The 22,865-nt window shown below is 38.0% G+C and carries 19 protein-coding genes; all 19 read left to right on the forward strand.

Annotated elements, in window-relative coordinates; all coding sequences use genetic code 11:
- The 19 genes from T501_RS01200 to aroB all read left to right on the forward strand — a co-directional run bounded on the left by T501_RS01200 (position 1) and on the right by aroB (position 22,859).
- Entirely contained in the window at positions 1 to 618 is a 618-nt protein-coding gene (locus T501_RS01200; protein ID WP_330363549.1) for a DUF5662 family protein, read from the forward strand.
- Positions 615 to 1,889 carry a peptidase T gene (gene pepT / locus T501_RS01205; RefSeq protein ID WP_242845465.1) on the forward strand — a complete coding sequence of 425 codons (1,275 nt, stop codon included), beginning with the start codon at positions 615 to 617 and terminating at the stop codon, positions 1,887 to 1,889. Before T501_RS01200 ends, pepT begins: the two co-directional genes overlap by 4 nt.
- Complete coding sequence (gene miaB / locus T501_RS01210; protein WP_330376954.1) at positions 1,886 to 3,343, forward strand: tRNA (N6-isopentenyl adenosine(37)-C2)-methylthiotransferase MiaB; 1,458 nt, start codon at positions 1,886 to 1,888, stop codon at positions 3,341 to 3,343. Before pepT ends, miaB begins: the two co-directional genes overlap by 4 nt.
- A 59-nt stretch (positions 3,344 to 3,402) precedes the next feature.
- Positions 3,403 to 6,048 (forward strand): DNA mismatch repair protein MutS, encoded by a 2,646-nt coding sequence (mutS, locus tag T501_RS01215; RefSeq protein ID WP_044912936.1) that lies wholly within the window; start codon positions 3,403 to 3,405, stop codon positions 6,046 to 6,048.
- A 39-nt stretch (positions 6,049 to 6,087) separates the two neighbouring features.
- Entirely contained in the window at positions 6,088 to 8,196 is a 2,109-nt protein-coding gene (gene mutL / locus T501_RS01220; protein ID WP_044912775.1) for a DNA mismatch repair endonuclease MutL, read from the forward strand.
- Between the two features lie 25 nt (positions 8,197 to 8,221).
- Positions 8,222 to 9,175, forward strand: coding sequence for a tRNA (adenosine(37)-N6)-dimethylallyltransferase MiaA (gene miaA, locus T501_RS01225; protein ID WP_330376956.1), 954 nt, complete (start codon positions 8,222 to 8,224; stop codon positions 9,173 to 9,175).
- Positions 9,163 to 10,452, forward strand: a complete 1,290-nt coding sequence (locus T501_RS01230; protein ID WP_044912777.1) for a methionine gamma-lyase family protein — start codon at positions 9,163 to 9,165, stop codon at positions 10,450 to 10,452. Before miaA ends, T501_RS01230 begins: the two co-directional genes overlap by 13 nt.
- A 152-nt stretch (positions 10,453 to 10,604) precedes the next feature.
- Positions 10,605 to 11,321 carry a RadC family protein gene (gene radC / locus T501_RS01235; RefSeq protein WP_044912778.1) on the forward strand — a complete coding sequence of 239 codons (717 nt, stop codon included), beginning with the start codon at positions 10,605 to 10,607 and terminating at the stop codon, positions 11,319 to 11,321.
- A 14-nt stretch (positions 11,322 to 11,335) separates the two neighbouring features.
- Positions 11,336 to 12,343 (forward strand): rod shape-determining protein, encoded by a 1,008-nt coding sequence (mreB, locus tag T501_RS01240; RefSeq protein ID WP_026509329.1) that lies wholly within the window; start codon positions 11,336 to 11,338, stop codon positions 12,341 to 12,343.
- Positions 12,344 to 13,213, forward strand: coding sequence for a rod shape-determining protein MreC (gene mreC / locus T501_RS01245; protein ID WP_196814168.1), 870 nt, complete (start codon positions 12,344 to 12,346; stop codon positions 13,211 to 13,213). It abuts the gene before it with no gap.
- The gene (mreD, locus tag T501_RS01250) at positions 13,214 to 13,732 is read left to right on the forward strand and encodes a rod shape-determining protein MreD (RefSeq protein WP_026509327.1); all 519 of its coding nucleotides are present in this window, start codon (positions 13,214 to 13,216) and stop codon (positions 13,730 to 13,732) included.
- Positions 13,725 to 16,589 (forward strand): penicillin-binding transpeptidase domain-containing protein, encoded by a 2,865-nt coding sequence (locus tag T501_RS01255; protein WP_026509326.1) that lies wholly within the window; start codon positions 13,725 to 13,727, stop codon positions 16,587 to 16,589. The genes mreD and T501_RS01255 overlap by 8 nt, the downstream gene beginning before the upstream one ends.
- Positions 16,579 to 17,712 carry an FtsW/RodA/SpoVE family cell cycle protein gene (locus tag T501_RS01260; RefSeq protein ID WP_044912779.1) on the forward strand — a complete coding sequence of 378 codons (1,134 nt, stop codon included), beginning with the start codon at positions 16,579 to 16,581 and terminating at the stop codon, positions 17,710 to 17,712. Before T501_RS01255 ends, T501_RS01260 begins: the two co-directional genes overlap by 11 nt.
- A 17-nt stretch (positions 17,713 to 17,729) precedes the next feature.
- Positions 17,730 to 18,125, forward strand: coding sequence for a methylglyoxal synthase (mgsA, locus tag T501_RS01265; RefSeq protein ID WP_044912780.1), 396 nt, complete (start codon positions 17,730 to 17,732; stop codon positions 18,123 to 18,125).
- The gene (locus T501_RS01270; RefSeq protein WP_026509323.1) at positions 18,109 to 19,083 is read left to right on the forward strand and encodes a D-alanyl-D-alanine carboxypeptidase family protein; all 975 of its coding nucleotides are present in this window, start codon (positions 18,109 to 18,111) and stop codon (positions 19,081 to 19,083) included. Before mgsA ends, T501_RS01270 begins: the two co-directional genes overlap by 17 nt.
- A gap of 112 nt (positions 19,084 to 19,195) precedes the next feature.
- Positions 19,196 to 19,615 carry a hypothetical protein gene (locus T501_RS01275; protein ID WP_026509322.1) on the forward strand — a complete coding sequence of 140 codons (420 nt, stop codon included), beginning with the start codon at positions 19,196 to 19,198 and terminating at the stop codon, positions 19,613 to 19,615.
- A 66-nt stretch (positions 19,616 to 19,681) separates the two neighbouring features.
- On the forward strand, positions 19,682 to 21,097 hold the full coding sequence (locus T501_RS01280; protein WP_044912781.1) for a biotin/lipoyl attachment domain-containing protein: 1,416 nt from the start codon (positions 19,682 to 19,684) through the stop codon (positions 21,095 to 21,097).
- A 53-nt stretch (positions 21,098 to 21,150) separates the two neighbouring features.
- A complete protein-coding gene (locus T501_RS01285) occupies positions 21,151 to 21,675 on the forward strand; it encodes a cell division protein SepF (RefSeq protein ID WP_026509320.1) in 525 nt (174 codons plus the stop codon).
- Positions 21,676 to 21,755: 80 nt separating this feature from the next.
- Entirely contained in the window at positions 21,756 to 22,859 is a 1,104-nt protein-coding gene (gene aroB, locus T501_RS01290; protein WP_044912782.1) for a 3-dehydroquinate synthase, read from the forward strand.
- Positions 22,860 to 22,865: the final 6 nt, after the last annotated feature.

The following is a 22,865-nucleotide window of genomic DNA, read 5'->3' on the forward strand; positions in this document are numbered from 1 at the left end:
ATGGAAAATACCGATAGAATAACACTTCGAAGTACATTCATGCATTTTAAGACCATTACAAAACACAGGCATCTTGTGAGAAAACACTGCTTTAAAATGGGATTATTTTATCAGGGACTTACCCATGATCTTTCAAAATATTCTCCCTCTGAGTTTTGGAATGGCGCCAGATATTTTCAGGGCACACGTTCACCTAACACCAGAGAACGTGAACTTTTTGGCTATTCAAAGACATGGCTGCACCACAAGGGCAGAAATAAGCATCACTTTGAGTACTGGATTGATTTTTATAAGATAAATGGAAAAGAAAATAACGGAATCGTTCCCTGTCCGATGCCGGACAGGTATATTGCTGAGATGATTGCCGACAGAGTTGCTGCCTGCATGACTTACAGAGGTGATGAATATAATTCATGGGATTCATTTAATTACTATCAGCGAGAGAAGGAAGTATTGAAACATCTTGTCCATCCTGATACCTTGAATAAACTGGAGTTTTTCCTTAATATGCTTGGTGAACAGGGTGAACAGGCAACATTTAAATATATAAAAGAAATTTTTCTCAAAGGCAAAGACAAAGGCCGTTGGGAAAGAGAATTAGAGGAGAGCTTAAATTGAAAAGTATAAAAGATTCAATTAAGAACAAGCCTGAAAATTTAATTGAGAGATTTATCAGGTATACAAAAATCGACACACAGTCAAATGAACATACAAACACAAGTCCTTCAACTCCCGGACAACATGATCTTGCAAAGCTCTTATATAAAGAGCTCACAGAAATGGGTGCTTCTGATGTTTATTATGATCAGGAGCATTGTTATGTATATGCCAAAATTCCGGCAACTATAGATTCGGATAAAAAAGGTCCTGTAATAGGATTTATTTCACATATGGATACATCAGATGCTGTAAGCGGAAAAGATGTAAAGGCACGAATCGTAGAAAAATATGACGGTGGAGATATAAAACTTTCAGATGACGGCAGATACATCCTCTCACCAAAGGATTTCCCTGTTTTAAATGAGAAGAAGGGGGAAGATCTTATTGTAACTGATGGTTCTACACTCCTTGGTGCAGATGATAAAGCCGGAGTCGCTGAAATAATGACAATGGCTGAGACTTATCTTAAGAACCCTGAAATCCCTCATGGTGAAATAAGAATTGCATTTACTCCTGATGAGGAAATAGGTGAAGGTACTGATCATTTTGATCTTGAGAGATTTGGTGCTCAGTTTGCATACACTGTTGACGGAGGAGATCTCGGTACTCTTGAATATGAAAACTTCAATGCTGCTGAAGTTGAGCTCATCATAAATGGAAGAAGTGTTCACCCCGGTGATGCCAAGAATCGTATGCTTAACGCAACACTTATAGCATATGAATTCCAGTCTATGTTACCTGTAGAGCAGAATCCTATGTATACAGAAGGCAGAGAGGGATTTTTCCATCTCACCATGATGAAGGGTACTTGTGAAAAGGCAGTTGTTTATTACATTGTCCGTGATCATGACATGGATAAGTTTACTAAGAAAAAGGACATCGTTAAGGATATTGTTGAATTCCTCAATAAGAAATATGGGGAAGGCACAGTTGAACTTACGATGGAAGATTCTTATTATAATATGATCGAAAAAATCCGTCCTCACATGCATCTTGTGGACAATGCCATGAAAGCAATGAAAGAGCTTGATATTGTACCTGTAGCTATTCCGATAAGAGGCGGTACTGACGGCGCAATGCTTTCTTACAAGGGCCTTCCCTGTCCAAACCTTTGCACAGGTGGATATAACTATCATGGAAGATATGAATTCGCAGTAATAAGTGAAATGGAAAAGACTGTAGATATTATTCTTAATATCTGCAACATATATGGAGATTTTGAGATTTGAGTAATGAGATTTTAAATAAAAATACCCTGCTTCATTCTGAGGTTGTTGAGGACTCGGGTGAAGAGACAAGAAGACAGTTTGATTACATGGAAAAGGTAAGAAAACACGTCGAAGAGCTTTCAAAAGAACTTGGAAGAAAGCCTACTGCGTGTGTAGTTACCTTTGGCTGCCAGATGAATGCCAGGGATTCAGAAAAGCTTCTTGGTGTGCTAACTAAGGTTGGATATGAAGAAGTGGATTCAGAAGATGCTGATTTTGTAATTTATAATACCTGTACTGTTCGTGACAATGCAGATCAGAGGGTATTTGGCAGACTTGGATACGTTGGCGGAATCAAAAAGAAAAAGCCATGGATGAAAATTGCACTCTGCGGATGCATGATGCAGGAACAAGGGGTAATTGAGAAGATTCAGAAAAGCTACAGACATGTAGATCTGATTTTTGGTACGCATAATATATTTAAATTTGCAGAGCTTCTTAACACCTGTTTTGAATCTGACAGAATGATAATTGATATTTGGAAGGATACAGATCAGATAGTTGAGGATCTTCCTATTGTAAGAAAGTACAAGTTTAAGTCTGGCATCAATATAATGTTTGGCTGTAATAATTTCTGCACTTACTGCATCGTGCCTTATGTTCGCGGAAGAGAACGCTCCAGAAGTCCAAGGGATATCATCAGAGAGATTGAGTATCTTGCTTCTGACGGTGTAAAAGAAATTATGCTTCTTGGACAGAACGTTAATTCCTATGGAAGAGGACTTCCCGATAGCGATAAAATGAGCTTTGCAGAACTCCTTAGTGAGGTATGCAAGGTGCAGGGAATTGAACGTGTCAGATTCATGACATCTCATCCCAAGGATCTTTCAGATGATCTTATTAAGGTAATAGCCGAGAATGAGAAGGTGGCAAGACATATTCATTTGCCGCTTCAGTCAGGATCCGATGAAATCCTGAAAAAGATGAACAGACATTACACTAAGGAAAGCTATCTCAATCTTGTGGATAAGATTAAAAAGGCAATTCCTGATGTATCAATTACTACAGATATCATTGTCGGATTCCCGGGAGAAACTGACAGTGATGTAGATGAGACGATTGATGTAGTGAGAAAGGCTGCATTTGATAATGCATTTACTTTTATATATTCAAAGAGAACCGGTACTCCTGCTGCCGGTTGGGAACAGGTTCCGGAATCCGTAAGTAAGCCTAATTTTGACAGACTTCTTAAGGTTGTTCAGGAGACTGCTAAGGAGCGTGCTTCTAGATTCACAGGTCAGACACACCGTGTGCTTGTTGAAGAGATTAATGAGCAGGATTCATCCCTGGTTACGGGTAGAATGTCAAACAATACATTGGTTCATTTCCCCGGTGATGCTTCACTGATAGGGGAGTTTGTTGATGTAAAGTTAGTGGAATGCCATGGTTTCTACTATACCGGAGAACAGGTATGATAAAAACAGACATTTAAGAGGAAAAAGTTTTGGAAATAGAATTCGAAAAGTTAAGTCCCATGATGCAAAATTACATGAGGACTAAGGAGGAGTATAAAGACTGTATTCTCTTCTACAGACTTGGGGATTTTTATGAAATGTTCTTTGATGACGCTAAAGTGGCATCTAAAGAGCTTGAGCTTACTCTCACAGGAAAAGCCTGCGGCCTTGAAGAGCGTGCTCCCATGTGCGGAGTACCCCATCATGCCGTTGAAAGCTACTTAAGTAAACTTGTTAACAGAGGCTATAAAGTAGCGATTTGTGAGCAGTTAGAAGACCCTAAGGAAGCAAAGGGCATAGTTAAGAGAGATGTAACGAGAGTAGTCACTCCCGGAACAAATCTCAATATGCAGGCACTTGATGAGACCAAGAACAATTATCTCATGTGTGTCTTTTATTCTGATGATAAAAGCGGAATTGCCTTTGCTGATGTTACAACAGGTGATTTCTTCCTTACGGAAGTAGATAAGCTCAAGGATATTATTGATGAGATTCAGAAATTTCAGCCTTCTGAGCTCATATGTAATGATGCTTTTTTACTTAGCGGAGTAGATATTGAATTATTAAAGGACAGGAATAACATTGTTGTAAATCCGCTTGATCCCAGATACTTTGATGATGAGTCCGGAAAACAGATCATCATGAAGCACTTCAAGGTTGGAAGCCTTGTGGGGCTTGGAATTACCGATTTTCCTAATGGGATAGTCTCTGCAGGCGCAGTGCTTAAATATCTGACAGAGCTTCAGAAGGATGAGTTATCAAATATAATTCATATTTATCCATATCTTAACAGCAAGTATATGCTGCTTGACTCCTCTACAAGAAGGAATCTTGAGCTTATCGAGACAATGCGTGACAAGCAAAAAAGAGGTACTCTTTTATGGGTTCTTGATAAGACAAAAACCGCAATGGGTGCAAGGATGCTTAGAAGCTTTATTGAGCAGCCTCTTATTGATACAAATGATATCCTTCAGAGGCAGACAGCAATCGAAGCTCTTGTTAAGAATGTTATTGCCAGGGATGAAATAAGAGAATATCTGGGGCCTATATATGACCTGGAGCGACTTATGGCGAAAATCAACTACCATACTGCTAATCCAAGAGATTTACTGGCTTTCAGAAATTCATTAAAGATGCTTCCTGCTATAAAGATAGTATTGGAAGATCTTAGAAATACAGTTTCCCTGGACGATGTGTTTGGTCAGATAGATGATCTTCAGGATATATATGAACTGATTGATAAGTCTATAATTGAAGAACCGCCTCTTACTATAAAAGAAGGTGGAATTATCAAGGATGGATTTGATTCAAATATTGATCATTTCAGACAGGCGAGCAGCAACGGTAAGGAATGGCTTTCAGAACTTGAAGCCAGGGAACGCGAAAAGCTTGATATAAAAAATCTGAGAATTAAGTATAGTAATGTCTTCGGATATTCTTTTGAAGTTACAAATTCTTTCAAAGATAAGGTTCCGGATTACTTTATAAGAAAGCAGACACTTACCAACTGTGAACGATATACTACCTCTGAACTCAAGGAGCTTGAAGACACAATCCTTAATGCTCAGGATAAGCTAAATAACCTTGAATACGAGATGTTTTGTAAAATAAGAGATTCCATTTCTTTGGAAATCGAGAGAATACAGCAGACTGCTAAAGGAATTGCGTTACTTGATGTTTTCTGCTCACTTGCTTATGTGGCAGAAAGAAATCATTATGTAAAACCGACTTTATCAGATAAAGGTACCTTAAAAATAAACGGAGGGCGTCATCCGGTAATTGAACAGATGCTCGACAGAACTGATATGTTCATTTCAAATGATACCTTCCTTGACGATAAAAAGCATGCTGTTGCAATTATTACCGGTCCTAATATGGCAGGTAAATCAACCTTTATGAGGCAGACGGCGTTGATAGTTCTGATGGCTCAGATTGGAAGCTTTGTTCCCGCAGAGTCTGCGCAGATAGGTGTTGTTGACAGAATATTTACAAGAGTCGGAGCTTCTGATGATCTTGGAAGCGGACAGAGTACATTCATGGTTGAGATGAATGAGGTTGCAAACATATTGAGAAATGCAACTTCAAAATCACTTCTTATACTCGATGAGATAGGAAGAGGAACATCTACATATGACGGATTGTCAATAGCATGGGCTGTTATTGAACATATCAGTAACAGAAAGCTTTTAGGTGCAAGAACACTTTTTGCAACACATTATCATGAGCTGACAGAGCTGGAAGGGAAAATTGATAATGTAAATAACTACTGCATCGCCGTAAAGGAAAAAGGTGATGATATTGTTTTTCTTCATAAGATAATTAAAGGCGGCGCTGATAAAAGCTACGGTATTCAGGTTGCGAGACTTGCAGGTATTCCTGACATGGTAATAGACAGGGCCAAGACTATTGCCGAAGAACTGACAGATAATGACATTACTGAAAAGGTTCAGGGAATAGCCATAAATCAGAGCAGCACTAAAAAATCAACAGTTAAGCATTATGATACTGTTGATCTGTCCCAGATGTCACTTTTTGATACAGTGAAGGATGAGGATGTTTTAAAGGAATTACAGGAGATCGATATTTCAAATCTTACGCCTATGGATGCCTTAAATACGTTATACAAGCTGCAGAATCAGCTAAAAAACAGATGGAAAGGCGCTTGATCTCAGGTTAAATGACCTGGTTCTTGCGGGGGTAAAATAATGGCTAAAATTTTTGAGCTGGATCAGAATACCATAGACCAGATTGCTGCGGGAGAAGTTGTTGAAAGACCATCAAGTGTGGTAAAGGAACTTGTTGAAAATGCAATAGATTCCGGAGCTACTTCCATAACCATCGAAATTCAGGATGGTGGAACGAAGCTTATACGAGTAACGGATAACGGTAGCGGAATTGAAAAATCCCAGATTAGAAATGCTTTTAAGCGACATGCTACAAGTAAACTTATGAGCATTGATGATATATACAGATTAAAATCCCTGGGCTTTAGAGGTGAAGCATTATCGAGTATCTCTGCTGTATCTCAGACAGAACTAATAACAAAAACAGCAGATGAACTTGTTGGTACAAGATACTGCATTAATGGTGGTACTGAAGCTTCTATGGAAGATATAGGTGCACCTACAGGAACTACTATCATCATAAGGGATCTTTTTTATAACACACCTGCAAGGAAGAAGTTCCTTAAGACACCACAGACAGAAGGCTCTTATGTAGGAGATCTCATGGAACATCTTGCCATGGATAATCCTTCGATATCATTTCATTTTATAAATAACAGAGATGATAAATTTACTACCTCCGGTAATGGTGATTTAAAGGAACTGATTTATAGAATTTATGGCCGCGATGTTTCAATGTGCCTTGTTCCTATTTCATATACTGAGGGCGAATATACAATCGAAGGTTATCTGGGAGAGCCGGCACTGAACAGATCCAACAGGAATTTTGAGAATTTCTTTGTTAATGGCAGATATATAAAAGACAAAGTGATATCCAAGGCTCTCGAAGAGGGATACAAGGAATATCTTATGCAGCACAAATTTCCGTTTTGTGTCGTACACATAAGGATGAGTACTGAACTTGTTGACGTTAATGTACATCCATCCAAGATGGAAGTGAGATTTTCAAATCAGCCATTTGTTTATGAATTTATAAGAAAAAGTGTTGCAAAAACGCTGCATGATCACGAGATGATCCCTGAAGTATTAAGGGACGAGAAGGAAGACAAAGCTTTTGAAAGAAAAAAGGCTGATGCCATAAAACAACAGGCTTCTTCAATGATACCTCAGGCAGGTATTGCAAGAACTGATGCCGGAATATCATATTTAAAAAATAATTCTGCACCGGATAAAGCTCTGGGAGAACGTGAGCCATCCTATAAAGCTGAAGTCTTTTTCTCAGATGAAAATAAAGTTTCCGATAAGGGTGCTGATCCTGAAAAGAGCACTGTGCCAGAGCCTTTTGAAAAGAGCAGACTTACTGCTGAGAACAGGCTGCAGGAAAGTAAACCTGTATTTGCAGAAGGAATTGCACCTGAACCTGTTGTAATAGAGGACAACATGAAGTCTGCGGTGTGGACCAGAGTTTTTGGGGACCATTCACCTGCAAAATCCGATGATGATAAGGCTGCAGGTCCCATAATTAAAAGTTCAGACGCAGTGATCATCGAAAAAGGTATACAGCTTGACCTTTTTGATGACAAAATGTTAAAGAAGGATAATCGTAATGAATACAACATCCTTGGACAGATATTTGATACTTATTGGATAATTGGTTTCAAGGATAAAATGTTCATTGTTGATCAGCATGCTGCTCATGAAAAAGTAAACTATGAGCGAATGATAAAGCGTTATGAGACTAAGGAAATGGCATCTCAGCTTGTGCAGCCGCCTATTATAGTCACTTTATCAGCACAGGAGATTGATGTTTTTGAGAAATATCATTCATCCTTTGAGAAGCTCGGATTTAATATTGAACCGTTTGGCGGACACGATTATGCCATAAGGGAAGTTCCTGTAGACATCTACGGATGCAATAATGAGAAAGAAATGTTTACAGAAATCCTGGATGAACTTGCTACCGATACCAATCTTGACAGGACTCCTGATGTTATAAATTACAGGATTGCAGGAATGGCTTGCAAGGCATCAGTCAAGGGAAACATGAAGATGTCCACCATGGAAATGGAAAAGCTTATAGATGAACTTCTGACTCTGGATAATCCTTATAACTGTCCCCATGGCAGACCTACGATTATTTCTATGAGCAAGTATGAAATAGAAAAGAAATTCAAGCGTATTGTTGACTGATACTAATTATTGAATTGGAATGATTATGGAAAAACTAGTCATTTTGACAGGACCAACTGCTGTTGGAAAAACAAAAATCTCAATTGAGCTTGCTAAAGCTTTAAACGGTGAGATTATATCGGCTGATTCAATGCAGGTATACCGTGATATGAACATTGGAACAGACAAGATAACAGATGAGGCGATGCAGGGAATAAAGCATCACCTCATTGATATTCTTGACCCAAGTGAAGAATTCAATGCATTTGAATTTAAAAAACGTGCGAAGGAATTGATCACTGATATAAATAACAGGGGAAAACTACCAATAATTGTAGGCGGAACAGGCTTTTATATTCAAACAGTTCTCTACGATGTGGATTTTTCTGAAAATACAGAAGATGCCGAAATAATAAAATACAAAAATGAGCTTACTGAAATTTCAAAATCACCTGATGGGGTTCACAGGCTTCATGAAATGCTTAAGGAGATCGATCCCGAATATGCAGGTGATCTTCATGAGAACAACATTAAAAGAGTAATCAGAGCGCTTAGTTTTTATAAAGAAACAGGTACAAGGCTTTCAGAGCATAATAAGGATCAGCGGGATAAACAATCACCTTATGATTTCTTTTACTTTGTTCTGACTGATGAACGAAGTGTGCTGTATGACAGAATAGAAAAACGTATTGATAAAATGATGGATGAGGGCCTTTTAGAAGAGGTAAAGGGACTTGCTGCAAGAAATATCGACAGACAGTCAACATCCATGCAGGCAATTGGCTATAAAGAGATATTTTCTTATCTGGATGGAGAAAACAGTCTCGAAGAAGCAGTTGCACTTTTAAAGAAAAATACGAGACACTTTGCAAAAAGGCAGATTACATGGTTTAAACGGGAAAAAGATGTGACCTGGATTGACAAATCTGAATTTAACCGTGATGATATAAAGGTTTCAAAAGAATTAATTAAAAGGATTAAAGACAGATGGGAAATATAGAATTAAAGAATTTGTATAAAAGTATGGGAATCCCGGAAAAGGTATATGATTACTGTGATAATATCTGGGATTCATTAAAACCAAGATTTGACAAGATACAGGAAGTGTCTGACTTCAACCAGGCAAAGGTTCTGAAGGCTATGCAGGATAATAAAGTTTCTGAAGCATGTCTTCTTGGAACAACCGGCTATGGTTACAATGATATTGGAAGAGATAAGCTCGAAGCTGTATATGCTTCAATTTTTCATACCGAGGATGCGCTGGTAAGACCTCAGATAACCTGTGGAACACATGCTCTTGCCCTTGCACTTATGAGTAACTTAAGACCCGGTGATGAGCTTTTGTCACCTGTAGGAAAGCCCTATGATACTCTTGAAGAGGTAATTGGAATAAGACCGTCAAAAGGTTCACTTGCAGAATATGGCATAACCTATAAGCAGGTTGATCTTTTGCCAGACGGAGAATTTGATTTTTATGGTATAAGAGCTGCCATAAATGATAAGACAAAGCTTGTTACAATTCAGAGAAGCAAGGGATATCAGACAAGGCCTACTCTGTCTGTTGAGCGTATCGGAGAGGTTATAAAATTTATCAAAGATATTAAGCCCGATGTAATCTGTATGGTAGATAATTGCTATGGAGAATTTGTTCAGACCATAGAGCCTACCGATGTGGGTGCTGATATGGTTGTAGGATCACTTATAAAGAATCCCGGTGGCGGACTTGCTCCTATAGGAGGATATATTGCAGGTAAGAAGGAGTGCGTTGAAAACGCAGCTTACAGGCTGACTTCTCCCGGACTTGGTAAAGAGGTGGGAGCTTCACTTGGCATTTTACCTCAGTTTTACCAGGGACTGTTTCTTGCTCCTAATGTTACTGCCAATGCGCTTATGGGAGCTATATTTGCAGCTAATATTTATGAGAAGCTCGGCTTTAGTGTCCTTCCGAATGCAGTGGAAGAGCGCTATGACATAATTCAGGCTATAACTTTTAATGATCCGCTGCTGCTTACATCCTTCTGTGAGGGTATTCAGGCTGCTGCACCGGTTGATTCATATGTAACACCTGAGCCATGGGATATGCCTGGATATGATTCACAGGTTATCATGGCTGCCGGAGCCTTTGTATCAGGAAGCTCGATTGAACTTTCTGCGGATGGACCGCTTCGCGAACCCTATTCAGTATTCTTCCAGGGAGGACTTACATGGCAACATGTAAAGTACGGAATAATGAAGACCCTGGCAGTTATGTTTGAAAAAGGTCTTATAGAACTTTAAAGATATTTGGGATTTATTTTGTGTATTGACAAGCTAATGCGAGCCTAAAATTGATTAGCAATGTAGTTGATACATAGCTAAATTGTGGTATAATCATTTGAGGTCTGATTTTCTTTTTTAAATCATTTGCCCGAAGAAGCAATGAGTAGAAAATGAAAAGAAATAAATCGATCAATACTTTATTAAAAGAGGATGCCGGTAACCGTTTAATGCTTCCATATGAGCGCTTTACTGCAATGGGTGCAGGTTCATTAACGGATGCAGAATTATTGGCTATTATTATAAGGACCGGAACCTCTACAAAGACTCCGATGGAAATCGGTAATTCTGTGCTTGGACTTTGTGACAGGACTGGAATGGGCTTGTCAGGATTAAAGCATCTTACAATTGATGATATGTTGAAAATTCCCGGAATAGGTGAAGTAAAAGCTGTTAAGCTCCTTTGCATTGCGGAATTATCAGACAGAATTGCCAGGAGTAAGGCGCGTCCTCGCCTTGATTTCAAGACTCCACGGACAGTTGCTGATTATTACATGGAGACCATGTGCCATTATCAGCGGGAGCATGTAATGTTAGTGTGCCTGAATAATCAGGGACAACTCATCTGTGACTATGAGGTATCAGTCGGAACAGTAAAAACAGCATCACTTTCTCCAAGAGAGATTTTTATTAAGGCTCTACAGGTAAATGCAGTACAGATAATAATTCTGCACAATCATCCAAGTGGTGATCCTGCTCCTTCGAATGCTGATCTGGAAATGACTGAACAATTAAGGAATGCCGGTATAATACTGGGCATGAATCTTATTGATCATCTAATTATAGGTGATCATAGATACTATAGTTTTTTAGAAAATAATGTTTTGTAATATAGGAGGCTATTTTGGGCAACAATACATTTGGTATCGATCTTGGAACAAGCAATATCAAAATTTATAACAAAGCAACAGATGCTGTTACTGTAGAGAAGAATCTAATTGCAGTAGAGAATAAGACATCACTTCTTGCTTATGGTAATTCTGCATACGATATGTATGAGAAGGCTCCAAGCAACATTAAGATTTCTTATCCGCTTAGCAATGGTGTTATTGCTGATATTGAGAATATGAAATCATTGGTTAAACTCTTCATCACAGATCAGATGAAGGGTGCATCTAAGCCGGTTGATGTATATATTGCCGTTCCCAAGGATGTTACAGAGGTAGAAAGACGTGCTTTCCATGATCTGATTAAAGAGTCAGGCGTTAAAGCCAAGAAAATCATGATGGTTAAAAAGCCCGTAGCAGACGGCCTTGGAATGGGTGTTGATGTCATGAACTCACAGGGTGTACTTGTGGTAAATGTAGGTTTTGACACAACTGAAATTTCAATTCTTTCACTCAAAGGTATAGTTATCAGTAAGCTCATTAAGGTCGGTGGAAAGAAATTCGATGATGCTATAAGAAATGTTATCAGAAAAGAGTTTTCACTTATTATTGGTGAGAAGACTTCTGAAGCTATAAAGATTTCCTTAAAGGATCTTGAAAAATCAGGTCAGGATGCTGTTGTTTATGGTAGAGATATCGTTACAGGTCTTCCTGTTGAGAGATCTATTCCTACAGACCTTATAGATCAGTGCCTTACAGAGAGCTTTGACCAGATTCTTGATAATATTAAGGCAACATTGGAGCGTACTCCTCCGGAACTTGCCGCAGATATTTTTAAGCATGGTTTATATCTTACAGGAGGAGCTTCACAGGTATGTCATCTTGCTCAGAGATTATCTAACGGTGTAGGTCTTAATGTTAATCTTGCAGAGAATCCGCTCAGTTCAGTTGCACTCGGCCTTGGAAAGATCATCAAGGATGATCAGTATAAGGCTCTTGCTTACTCAGTTGAAGAGGATGTATAAATGAGTCCTGTCATTAAAAGAGGGGGAGATAAATTTACACTTCCAAGTAAATATCTCCTCTTTATTTTAACAATTTTATGTGTGGGGTTAATTGTTGTTACTTTCAATACAGATGTTTTTAACAGTTCCGTTAATTCTTTTGCAGGAACAGTTGTAGTACCATTTCAGAAAGGCATTACTTCTGTAGGTGTCTGGATGAAAGGAACTGCCGATAATCTTGCCAGTATAAGAGCACTGCAAAAAGAAAATGAGAATTTAAGGAAACAGGTTGAACAGCTGACGATTGAAAACACCAATTTGGAACAGGATAAGTATGAGCTGACTAATCTTCGTGAGCTCTACGAACTGGATGCACAATATTCAGATTATAAAAAGATTGGTGCCAGAATTATAGCGAAGGATGCAGGTAACTGGTATCATTCTTTTGTAATTAATAAAGGCACCGATGAAGGTGTTCAGGTCGATATGAATGTGATTGCCGGAGGAGGTCTTGTTGGTCGCGTAACTGATGTGGGTCCTGACTGGGCTAAGGTTCAGACAATCATAGCTGACAATTCTTCAGTGAGCGGAACTGTGTTATCAGCCTCTGAGAATTTGATTGCAACCGGTAATCTTGAGTTATATAACGAAGGACAGATTACATTTTCCAAGCTTGTTGATGAAGCTGATAAGGTAAGTGTCGGTGATAAGGTAGTTACCTCCAATATCAGTGATAAATATTTGCCGGGAATTCTTATCGGTTATGTTTCGACTATTGAGGAAGACTCCAATAACCTTACAAAATCAGGAAAAATTACTCCAGTTGTTCAATTTGAGTATATGAACGAGGTTCTTGTTATCATGGAACTCAAAAGCACCGGGGATAAATAAATGCGAAGATTCGTTTTTACATTATTATCTATTTTAATAAGTTTTATATTGCAGACTACAGTATTCAGAGTTATTGATTTCAGTGGTATAGTTCCAAATCTGATGATCATACTGACGGCATCCTATGCATTTATGCGTGGTGATAAAAGCGGTATGGTCATTGGTATGTTTTGCGGTATATTGATTGATATTTTCTTTGGCTCATATTTAGGATTCTATGCACTTATATATATGTACATTGGGTTCATTGTTGGAAAATTCAACAAAATATTTTTCCCGGAAAATATCTTACTGCCTCTGGCACTGATCGTTTCTTCAGACTTTTTGTTCGGATTTACGTGCTATGTGCTTTTATTCATGTTCAGAAACAAGTTTGATATAGGATATTACATGCTAAACGTGATAATCCCCGAAGCAGTATATACTGCACTTGTTGCAATTTTTATCTATCCTGTTCTGATCAAGATAAATATGTATCTTGAGGACATCGAACAAAGGAGCGCTAAAAAGTTTGTTTAATAAGATTAAAGAAGTCTTTATAAATTTCATAACTTCACGTCTTGTAATGATATCTGCGGTAATGATTCTTGCAGCATCAGGGCTTGTATATCGTTTGTTTTATCTGCAGATAATAAGAGGTGAGACATATCTTGATTCCTTTCAGTTAAAGATTATGAAAGAGAAATCCATTCCTGCTGCGAGAGGTAATATCTACGACAGGAACGGTAAACTTCTTGCATATAATGAACTCTCTAATTCAGTAACGATAGAAGACGTTTATGAATCAGGTTCAGGTAAGAATGCTGCTGTTAATGAGACAGTTAATAAGGTAATTGACATCATCGAAAAGGACGGAGATGTAGTTGATACTGATTTCAGCATTCAGTTAAACAGTTCAAATAACTTTGAGTTTACAGTAGAAGGGAATTCACAGCTAAGATTCCTTGCTGATGTTTACGGAAGAACCTCAACAAAAGATTTAAAATATGAGGAAAGATCAAAGACTGCGCAGGAAGTTATTGATGATCTCTGTGAAAAATTCGGAATCGGAGATTATACTGAACCAGGAAATAAAAAGTCATTTGTACCCGGAATGGGCTATGAAAAGGACAGGCTTTTAAAGCTGGTAATTGTCAGATTCAAAATGAATTCCAACAGTTATCAGAAATATATAAATACTGTAATTGCCAATAGTGTAAGTGATAAAACAGTTGCAGATATTATGGAGAATTCAAATATTCTCGACGGTGTTTCCATTGAGGAGGATACTGCCAGAGTTTATGTTGATTCTGTATATTTTTCACAGATTCTCGGATATACAGGAAAAATATCTGACAGTGAGCTGACAGAATTGCAGGCTCAGAATTCTAATTACAGATCAAATGATACAGTAGGAAAATCCGGTATCGAGCAATCTATGGAATCTGTACTTCAGGGAACAAAGGGAAGCGAAACTGTTTTTGTAGATAATACAGGTAAGGTTCTTGAGACAAGCAGCTATATTGATTCCAAGGCAGGAAACGATGTCTATCTTACTATAGATAAAGACCTGCAGGAGGCTTGTTATAATATTATTGAGCAGTCACTTGCCGGTATTTTGATATCAAAAATACAGAATACCAAGTTTTTTATTTATGGTGACAATATTAAAAAATCAGATATACAGATACCTGTATATGATGTTTATTTTGCATGCTTTGATAACCATATCATCGATCTTGATCATATGGCATCTGAGGAAGCCGGAAGAAATGAGAAGCTTGTCTATGAGCATTATCTGCAGAAAAGACAGCAGGTTAATGAAGAACTCAGAGCAGAATTCACTACAAAAAATACGCCTTATAATCTTCTGAGTAATGAATATAAGGTTTATATGAGTTATATAGCCCAGAAGCTTTACAGTAACGGAGTTATTGATTCTTCTAAGGTGGATAAGGAAGATAAGACATATATTGCCTGGACTACTGATGAGACTATTTCGTTATCGGATTATATAAAATATTGTATTTCTGCAAACTGGATTGATGTTACTTTGCTTAATCTTGAAAGTCAGTATGTTGATTCAGAAGAAATATATAATACAATCATTGATTATATTTTTAAGGATATTGAAGAGGACAGTGAATTTAATAAAAAGCTTTATAAGTATCTGCTCTCAGATGATATCGTTACCGGTGATGAAGTTTGCAGTATACTCCTTGAACAGGGAATAGTAGAACTGCCTGAAGAAGAACTGTCACAGTGGAATTCAGGATCTGAATCGCCTTATACTTTTATGATCAACAGAATTTCCGCTCTGGATATTACACCGGCGCAGCTGGCACTTGATCCATGCTCAGGATCAATGGTAGTTACAGATGTTAATAATGGTGACGTTTTGGCACTTGTATCTTATCCGGGATATGATAATAATAAGATGGCCAATGGTGTTGATGCGGAGTATTATGCAAAGCTAAGAAGCGATCAGTCATCCCCTCTGATAAATTATGCAACTATGCAAAGAACGGCTCCGGGTTCTACATACAAGATGGTATCAGCCACTGCAGGACTTATGGAGGGTGTTATTGATACTTCTTCAACGATTACCTGTACCGGTGTATTTGATAAACTGGACAATACCAACCCTGCACATTGCTGGATATATCCTCGTGCGCATGGATCACTTGATGTGGTTGGCGGAATAAGGAATTCCTGTAATGCATTTTTCTTTGAAGTTGGTTACAGGCTTGGCCTTGTAGGTGAGAACTTCCACTCGGATACAGGTCTTGAGAAACTCGCCACATACGCTGATATGTATGGCCTTAGTGAAAAGACAGGAATTGAAATTTCAGAATATGAACCAATAGTATCAGATTTGGACTCAACCCGTTCTGCTATTGGTCAGGGTACTAACTCGTTTACAACAGTTGGACTTGCCAGATATGTCACTACTGTTGCTAACAGCGGAACCTGTTATAACCTTACACTTGTTAAGAAAACATCTGATTCAGATGGTAACCTATTACAGGAATATGGTGCAACTGTAAGAAACCATATTGATATGGATTCATCTTACTGGAATGCAATACATCTTGGAATGAGACAGGTGGTTGAAGATAAGCCTTATTTCAATGATCTTGCAGTAAATGTTGCAGGAAAAACAGGAACAGCCGAGGAGTCAAAGAAAAGAGCAAACCATGCACTTTTTGTATGCTATGCTCCCTATGAAGCTCCTCAGATAGCTATAGCTACACGTATTGCATACGGATATACATCAAGTTATGCAGCACAGATTACAAAAGAAGCTGTAGCATACTACTTCGGATTAAAAGATCCTGATGATGTACAGAACGGAACAGCTCAGCAGCTTGAAGGTGGAGATGCAAATGCGGACTGAATCATTTTTGGAAAAACTAAAGAGCTACCGTATATTTGATTATGATTTTAAACTGGTTTTAATGCTGGTGGCTTTATCTATCATAGGTGTAATTGCTGTCGGCAGTGCGGATCCGACATATAAAAGTAAGCAGATTGCAGGACTTGTACTTGGATTGTTTATGATGGTCCTGGTTTCACTTATGGATTATTTGGTAATCATCAAATTTTATGTTGTTTACTATATAATCAATATTTTCTTTCTGGCACTGGTATTTACACCTCTTGGAAAATCGGTTAAAGGTGCAACAAGATGGATAGATGTGGGCGTTGTATTTCAGCCTTCTGAAGCATCTAAAATATTATTGATTTTATTTTTTGCAGCGTTCATAATGAAATATAAGGAAAGAGTCAAGAAAATATATTTTATTTTCATCTGTTTTGGACTGCTGGCTCCACCACTTTTGATGATTGTGATGCAGCCTGATCTTTCCACAACAATTATGCTTACTGTAATTATCAGCTGCATACTTTTTTCAGCCGGAATAAATATGAAATTTGTTATTACGGTTCTTGCGATATCTATCCCGTCTGCATTACTTGTTATCTTTGATGCACTTGCAGACAAAAGCATCTTGCTTAGGGAATATCAGCAAAGCCGTATTCTTGCATGGCTGCATCCGGAGGATTATGCCAATTCTGATGCTTATCAGACGCTTAATTCAATGATGGCTATCGGTTCCGGGCAGCTGTTGGGAAAAGGCTACAATACTAACGAAATCACTTCAGTTTTAAATGGTGGTTTCGTATCAGAGTCCCAGACAGACTTTATCTTTACTGTTGTAGGTGAGGAATTCGGTTTTATTGGGGGCCTTGCCGTTATTGCTTTGCTTTTATTAATTGCAGTGGAATGCTTTGTTATTGCCGGCAGATCTAAAGATCTTGCAGGGCAGCTTATCGCTACAGGTATGGGGGCCTGGATCGGATTTCAGGGATTTCTTAATATCGGAGTTGCCACAGGTGCGCTTCCGAATACAGGAATTCCGCTGCCATTTGTAAGCGCCGGACTTACATCGCTTGTCAGTTGTTACATAGGTATGGGATTCGTACTGAATGTTAGACTGCAAGGTAAAAAATATTTTTAGTTGGGGAAGGGGTAACCATGAATATTGCATTTATAGCACACGACGCAAAAAAGAAGCTGATGCAGAACTTCTGTATCGCATATAGAGGAATTTTATCAAAGCATGATCTTTTCGCTACCGGTACTACCGGCAGGCTTATTGAAGAGGTCACTAATCTTAATGTCCATAAATATCTCGCAGGACATCTTGGTGGATCTCAGCAGATTGGTGCTGCAATTGAAGCGAACGAGATTGACCTTGTGATTTTCCTGAGAGATCCTCTTACACAAAAGAGACATGAGCCTGATGTAAATAATGTTATGCGACTTTGTGATATGCATAACATTCCGATTGCAACCAATCTGGCAACAGCTGAGCTTTTGATTAAATCTTTGGACAGAGGAGACCTTGAGTGGCGTGAGATGTATAAATAAGACTAAGAAATGTCTGATTGCTATTAGTTTGATCCTGGCTTCTGTAACCGGTCTTGCCGGTTGTGCACCGGCTGAATATGCTTTTGCGTATTCCCTGCCTACTGTTGAATATGGTGAAAATACAGGTTTGACTATGAAAACATTTGCATCCGAACTTTGTGTGACTAATGGTGATATAGGGGATTCCTTATCTTTATCAGAGAATACCTGCTGTGGACTGTTTGACTTAAAGAATAAGAAGACTTTATATGCAAAGAATGCTCAGATTCAGCTGGATCCGGCTTCTCTTACAAAAGTTATGACAGCTATCGTAGCATTGAAAAAAGGGTCGCTTGATCAGATGCTTATTGCTGATTCTGAAGTCTATATAAATGAGCCCGGAGCGCAGCTTATCAATCTTAAGGAAGGGGATTCAATGACCTTGGATCAGGCCCTTCATATTTTGCTGCTTTATTCTGCCAATGATGTTGCTGTTCTTATTGCCAAGGGAATATCCGGAAGCGTTGAAGCTTTTGTTGAGGATATGAATAATGAGGCGCTTGCCATAGGTGCAACCAATACTCATTTTATGAATCCTAACGGGCTTACGGCTGATAATCATTATACAAGTGTTTACGACATGTATCTTATGTTCAATGAAGCACTTAAATATGAGAAATTCAATGAAATAATAGGAATGTCTACTTATTCCACACAGTTCGGAACTGCGTCCGGTGAATTAAGAGACGTTGAAGTTAAAAATACCAACGGATATATCAACGGAGCAAGGGAAATGCCATCCGGAATAACCGTCCTTGGGGGTAAGACAGGGACAACCAGTGCGGCCGGACATTGTCTTACTCAGCTTGCTTCTGATACCTCCGGAAACAACTATATTGCCATAATTATGAGAGCAGAGGACACGGAAACTCTTTATACCGAAATGTCTGATTTGTTATTGCAGATAACGAATGGTTAATTTATAATTATTATAACAACGAAAAGATAATTCTGGTTTTCGCCAGACGGGAGATGTTTCTTTCTCGAACCTTTTCAAAAAACAAAAATCAAAAAACGTGGAGGGTATGGATATGGTTCAATTAATCGTTGGGAATAAGGGAAAGGGCAAGACAAAATGCCTGTTGAACAAAGTCAATACCGAGGTAAAAAACATTTTAGGCAATGTTGTTTTTCTTGATAGAAACACAAAGCACATGTTTGAACTCAACAACAAAGTACGTCTTATTGTAGTTCCGGAGTTTATGATTGAAAATTCAGACGAATTTATCGGTTTCGTCAGTGGCGTGATTTCACAGGATCACGATCTTCAACAAATGTATTTCGATGGTTTCCTTAGCATAGCTTGTCTCGAAGGAAAAGATATCACAGCAACAATTGAAAAACTTGACCGCCTTGGCGAGAAATTTAACGTAGATTTCGTACTAAGTGTATCTATGGATGAATCAGAGCTTCCTGAAGCAGTTAAATCGAAGGTTGTTACAGCTCTATAATTATATATAAAGAATAGGAAATGGATAAGCCGCGTTTTATCTCGCGGCTTATCTTTAGTTTAAGACATGGCAAAACAGAGAAAAAACAAGGTGACTAAATATCCAGTGTTTTTGCACATAAATGTTGGATTGATATTCTTTGCTTTTATTATCATTTATGTTGTCATCTGCGTTTTTACATATTTCAGTAAAAAGCATATTGTTGGTTACGAAGTAAGAGAGGGGGCTCTGTCTTCCAATAACATTTACGAGGCCGTTGCACTAAGGCAGGAAAGCGTTGTAACTGCTTCAAATGCCGGTTATGTTAATTACTTTGCGCCTGAAGGTCAGAGAGTGGCCGTAGGTAATCTGGTCTACACTGTAGATGAATCAGGTGATTTACTTGATTATCTTAAGACTCAGGGTACTGAACAGGCTTCCTTGACTGATGAAGATCTGAGCGAATTACGTTCTCAGATTGTAAACTACAGTGCAGACTTTGATCCTAAATCCTTCTCAACTGTTTACGATTTTAAGAGCAGTCTTGATGGCACGGTTCAGAAGCTTGCAAGCTCCAGTATACTTCAAAGCATTAATTCGCTTAATAATAACGCCGGTGCACTGCAGAGTATCAATTATTGTTATTCTCAGGGAACCGGAATAGTCCAGTATTATGTGGACGGATATGAGGATCTTAATATTAATAATATGACAGTTGATCTTATGGATAATACCAAGTATGAACGGACTCAGCTGATCAGCAATGCACTGGTAGGTGTAGGTGATCCGGTATTCAAGCTTTCGACCAATGAAGACTGGATGATCGTAATAAATGAAAATGATCTGGATAAAGTTAAAGCTCTTGCTGAAAAAGAGTACATAAAAGTGCGATTTCTTAAGAACCAGGATGAAGCCTGGGGAAAAGTATCCTATGTTACAAATGATGCCGGAGATACATTTGTAGGATTATCATTTACCAATTCCATGATTACTTTTGTTAAAGACAGATTCTTAAGTGTTGAACTTATAACAGAAGATGAAAGCGGTTTAAAGATTCCAAATTCTGCAATTGCCGAGAAGAGTTTCTTTGTAATTCCTAAGGAGTATGTGACAAAAGGAAATAATAATAATTCCGGAGTTCTACGTGATAAATATGATGAAAATGGAAATGAAACATCTGAGTTTATAGAAGTAGAACTATATAATGAGAGTGATGATTCATATTATGTAGATGATGATACTTTAAGAAACGGTGACATAATCATCAAACCTGATTCACAGGATAAATTTACTATTAATAATAAGGATACGCTTATTGGGGTGTATAACATAAACAAGGGTTATGCAGACTTCAGACAGATAATTATATTGTATCAGAATGATGAATATGCTATCGTTAAATCAAATACAAATTATGGTTTGAACGTATATGATTATATCGTGCTTGACGCTTCCACTGTTGAGGGTGATGTTAAGAATCTTGACACTTCGGAAGAAAACTAGCATAATATAGGATAATGAATTTATAGTTTTGGTTGGGGTTAGGAGTTAATCACATGAGTGTAATGGATAAGTTTTTATCAGCTATGAAGCTGAATGGGGATGATGAGAGCGGATATTATGATTCAGATGATGATGCATATTATGACAGCACCATCGAACCTATTCATAAATCCAGTTCAATAGGTAAGGATGATCCTTCTATTGAGGTAAATGAGGAGAAGCTTAAGAGAACTGCTCCTGCACCTAGAAGTTTACCGAACAGGACAAGATCAGGTAATGGAATGGAGGTTTGTGTTGTAAAGCCTACTTCTATTGAGGATGCAAGAGAGATTACTGAGACGCTTCTTAATAATCGTACTGTAGTACTTAATCTCGAAGGAATTGATGTTGAGCTTGCTCAGAGAATAATTGATTTCACATCCGGATCATGTTTTGCAATAAGCGGGAATCTGCAGAAGATTTCAAGATATATCTTTATTGTAACACCCGCAAGTGTTGATATTTCCGGTGATTTTCAAGATATTCTAGGTGGTGCTTTTGATGGTGGCATGGGAAGTGCCGGTCCGCAGCAGATGTAAACAATAGATCTGATTATGAGGCAGAAGCGTTTGTTTCTGCCTTTTCTATTTGATTAATATATGAATTGAAAGGATTAATTATGTCCGAAACATTGACTGTTAATTATAATAATGCACCTTGCTATGATATTGTGTTTGATACAAGTTTTGATGAACTGCTGGGATGCATTTCAGAGCTTGGTTTTGCAGATAGGAAATTTGCAATAATAACTGATACAAATGTAAAAGATCTCTATGCAGAAAATCTTGCATCGATGCTTGAAGCTATTTCATCAAAAGTAATTGTATATGCAATCCCTGCCGGAGAAGATCATAAAAATCTTGATGAGATAAGAAAAGTCTATTCTGTATTGATTGACAATAAGTTTGACAGGAATGATCTTATTATCGCTGTAGGAGGCGGAGTTGTTGGCGATATGGCAGGATTTATTGCCGCAACTTATTTAAGAGGTGTTTCTTTTATACAGGTTCCAACAACACTTCTTGCTCAGACTGATAGCAGTATAGGTGGTAAAACAGGCGTCGATTTTGACGGATATAAGAATATGGTTGGCGCTTTTCACATGCCATCTCTTGTTTATTTAAATATCAGTGTTCTTAATTCATTACCTGGTGAGCAATTTGCTTCAGGTTTCGCTGAAGTAATGAAGCATGGTCTTATAAAGGATTCAGATTTCTATATCTGGTTATTAGACAACATGTATGAGATAGGCGAGAAAGATCCCGATACACTTATATATATGATAAAGAAGAGCTGTGATATCAAAAGACTTGTGGTAGAAAAAGATCCTACTGAAAAGGGGGACAGAGCGCTTCTCAATTTTGGACATACAATCGGTCATGCTATTGAAAAATATAAAAATTTCGAATTATTCCATGGCGAATGCGTTGCCCTGGGTTGTGTCGCCGCTGCTTTTATTTCATGGAAGAAGCAGATGCTCTCAATGGAAGAATATTATGAAATAAGAGATATGTTTGTACCCTTTGGACTTCCTATTTCAGTTACGGACATCGATGAAGATGAGGTTATAAGGCTTTTGCACTCTGATAAAAAGGCCGATGGTAATACAATTAAATTCATTCTTCTTAAAAAGGTCGGTAAGGCTGTAATTGATAAAAATGTTACAGACGAAGAAATAAGAGAAGCCTTAAAGGAGATTACCTGGTCAGAGGATTTTGAATAATATTTG

It is taken from the genome of Butyrivibrio sp. WCE2006, assembly GCF_000701985.1.
In the GTDB taxonomy this organism is placed as follows: Bacteria; Bacillota; Clostridia; order Lachnospirales; family Lachnospiraceae; genus Butyrivibrio.

Excerpts from the sequence above, each read along its gene's own strand:
- T501_RS01200 (WP_330363549.1), top strand. The coding sequence starts at position 1 with ATGGAAAATACCGATAGAATAACACTTCGAAGTACATTCATGCATTTT.
- mutS (WP_044912936.1), top strand. The coding sequence starts at position 3,403 with ATGATGCAAAATTACATGAGGACTAAGGAGGAGTATAAAGACTGTATT.
- mutL (WP_044912775.1), top strand. The coding sequence starts at position 6,088 with ATGGCTAAAATTTTTGAGCTGGATCAGAATACCATAGACCAGATTGCT.
- miaA (WP_330376956.1), top strand. The coding sequence starts at position 8,222 with ATGGAAAAACTAGTCATTTTGACAGGACCAACTGCTGTTGGAAAAACA.
- T501_RS01230 (WP_044912777.1), top strand. The coding sequence starts at position 9,163 with ATGGGAAATATAGAATTAAAGAATTTGTATAAAAGTATGGGAATCCCG.
- radC (WP_044912778.1), top strand. The coding sequence starts at position 10,605 with ATGAAAAGAAATAAATCGATCAATACTTTATTAAAAGAGGATGCCGGT.
- mreC (WP_196814168.1), top strand. The coding sequence starts at position 12,344 with ATGAGTCCTGTCATTAAAAGAGGGGGAGATAAATTTACACTTCCAAGT.
- mreD (WP_026509327.1), top strand. The coding sequence starts at position 13,214 with ATGCGAAGATTCGTTTTTACATTATTATCTATTTTAATAAGTTTTATA.
- T501_RS01260 (WP_044912779.1), top strand. The coding sequence starts at position 16,579 with ATGCGGACTGAATCATTTTTGGAAAAACTAAAGAGCTACCGTATATTT.
- mgsA (WP_044912780.1), top strand. The coding sequence starts at position 17,730 with ATGAATATTGCATTTATAGCACACGACGCAAAAAAGAAGCTGATGCAG.
- T501_RS01275 (WP_026509322.1), top strand. The coding sequence starts at position 19,196 with ATGGTTCAATTAATCGTTGGGAATAAGGGAAAGGGCAAGACAAAATGC.
- T501_RS01280 (WP_044912781.1), top strand. The coding sequence starts at position 19,682 with ATGGCAAAACAGAGAAAAAACAAGGTGACTAAATATCCAGTGTTTTTG.
- T501_RS01285 (WP_026509320.1), top strand. The coding sequence starts at position 21,151 with ATGAGTGTAATGGATAAGTTTTTATCAGCTATGAAGCTGAATGGGGAT.
- aroB (WP_044912782.1), top strand. The coding sequence starts at position 21,756 with ATGTCCGAAACATTGACTGTTAATTATAATAATGCACCTTGCTATGAT.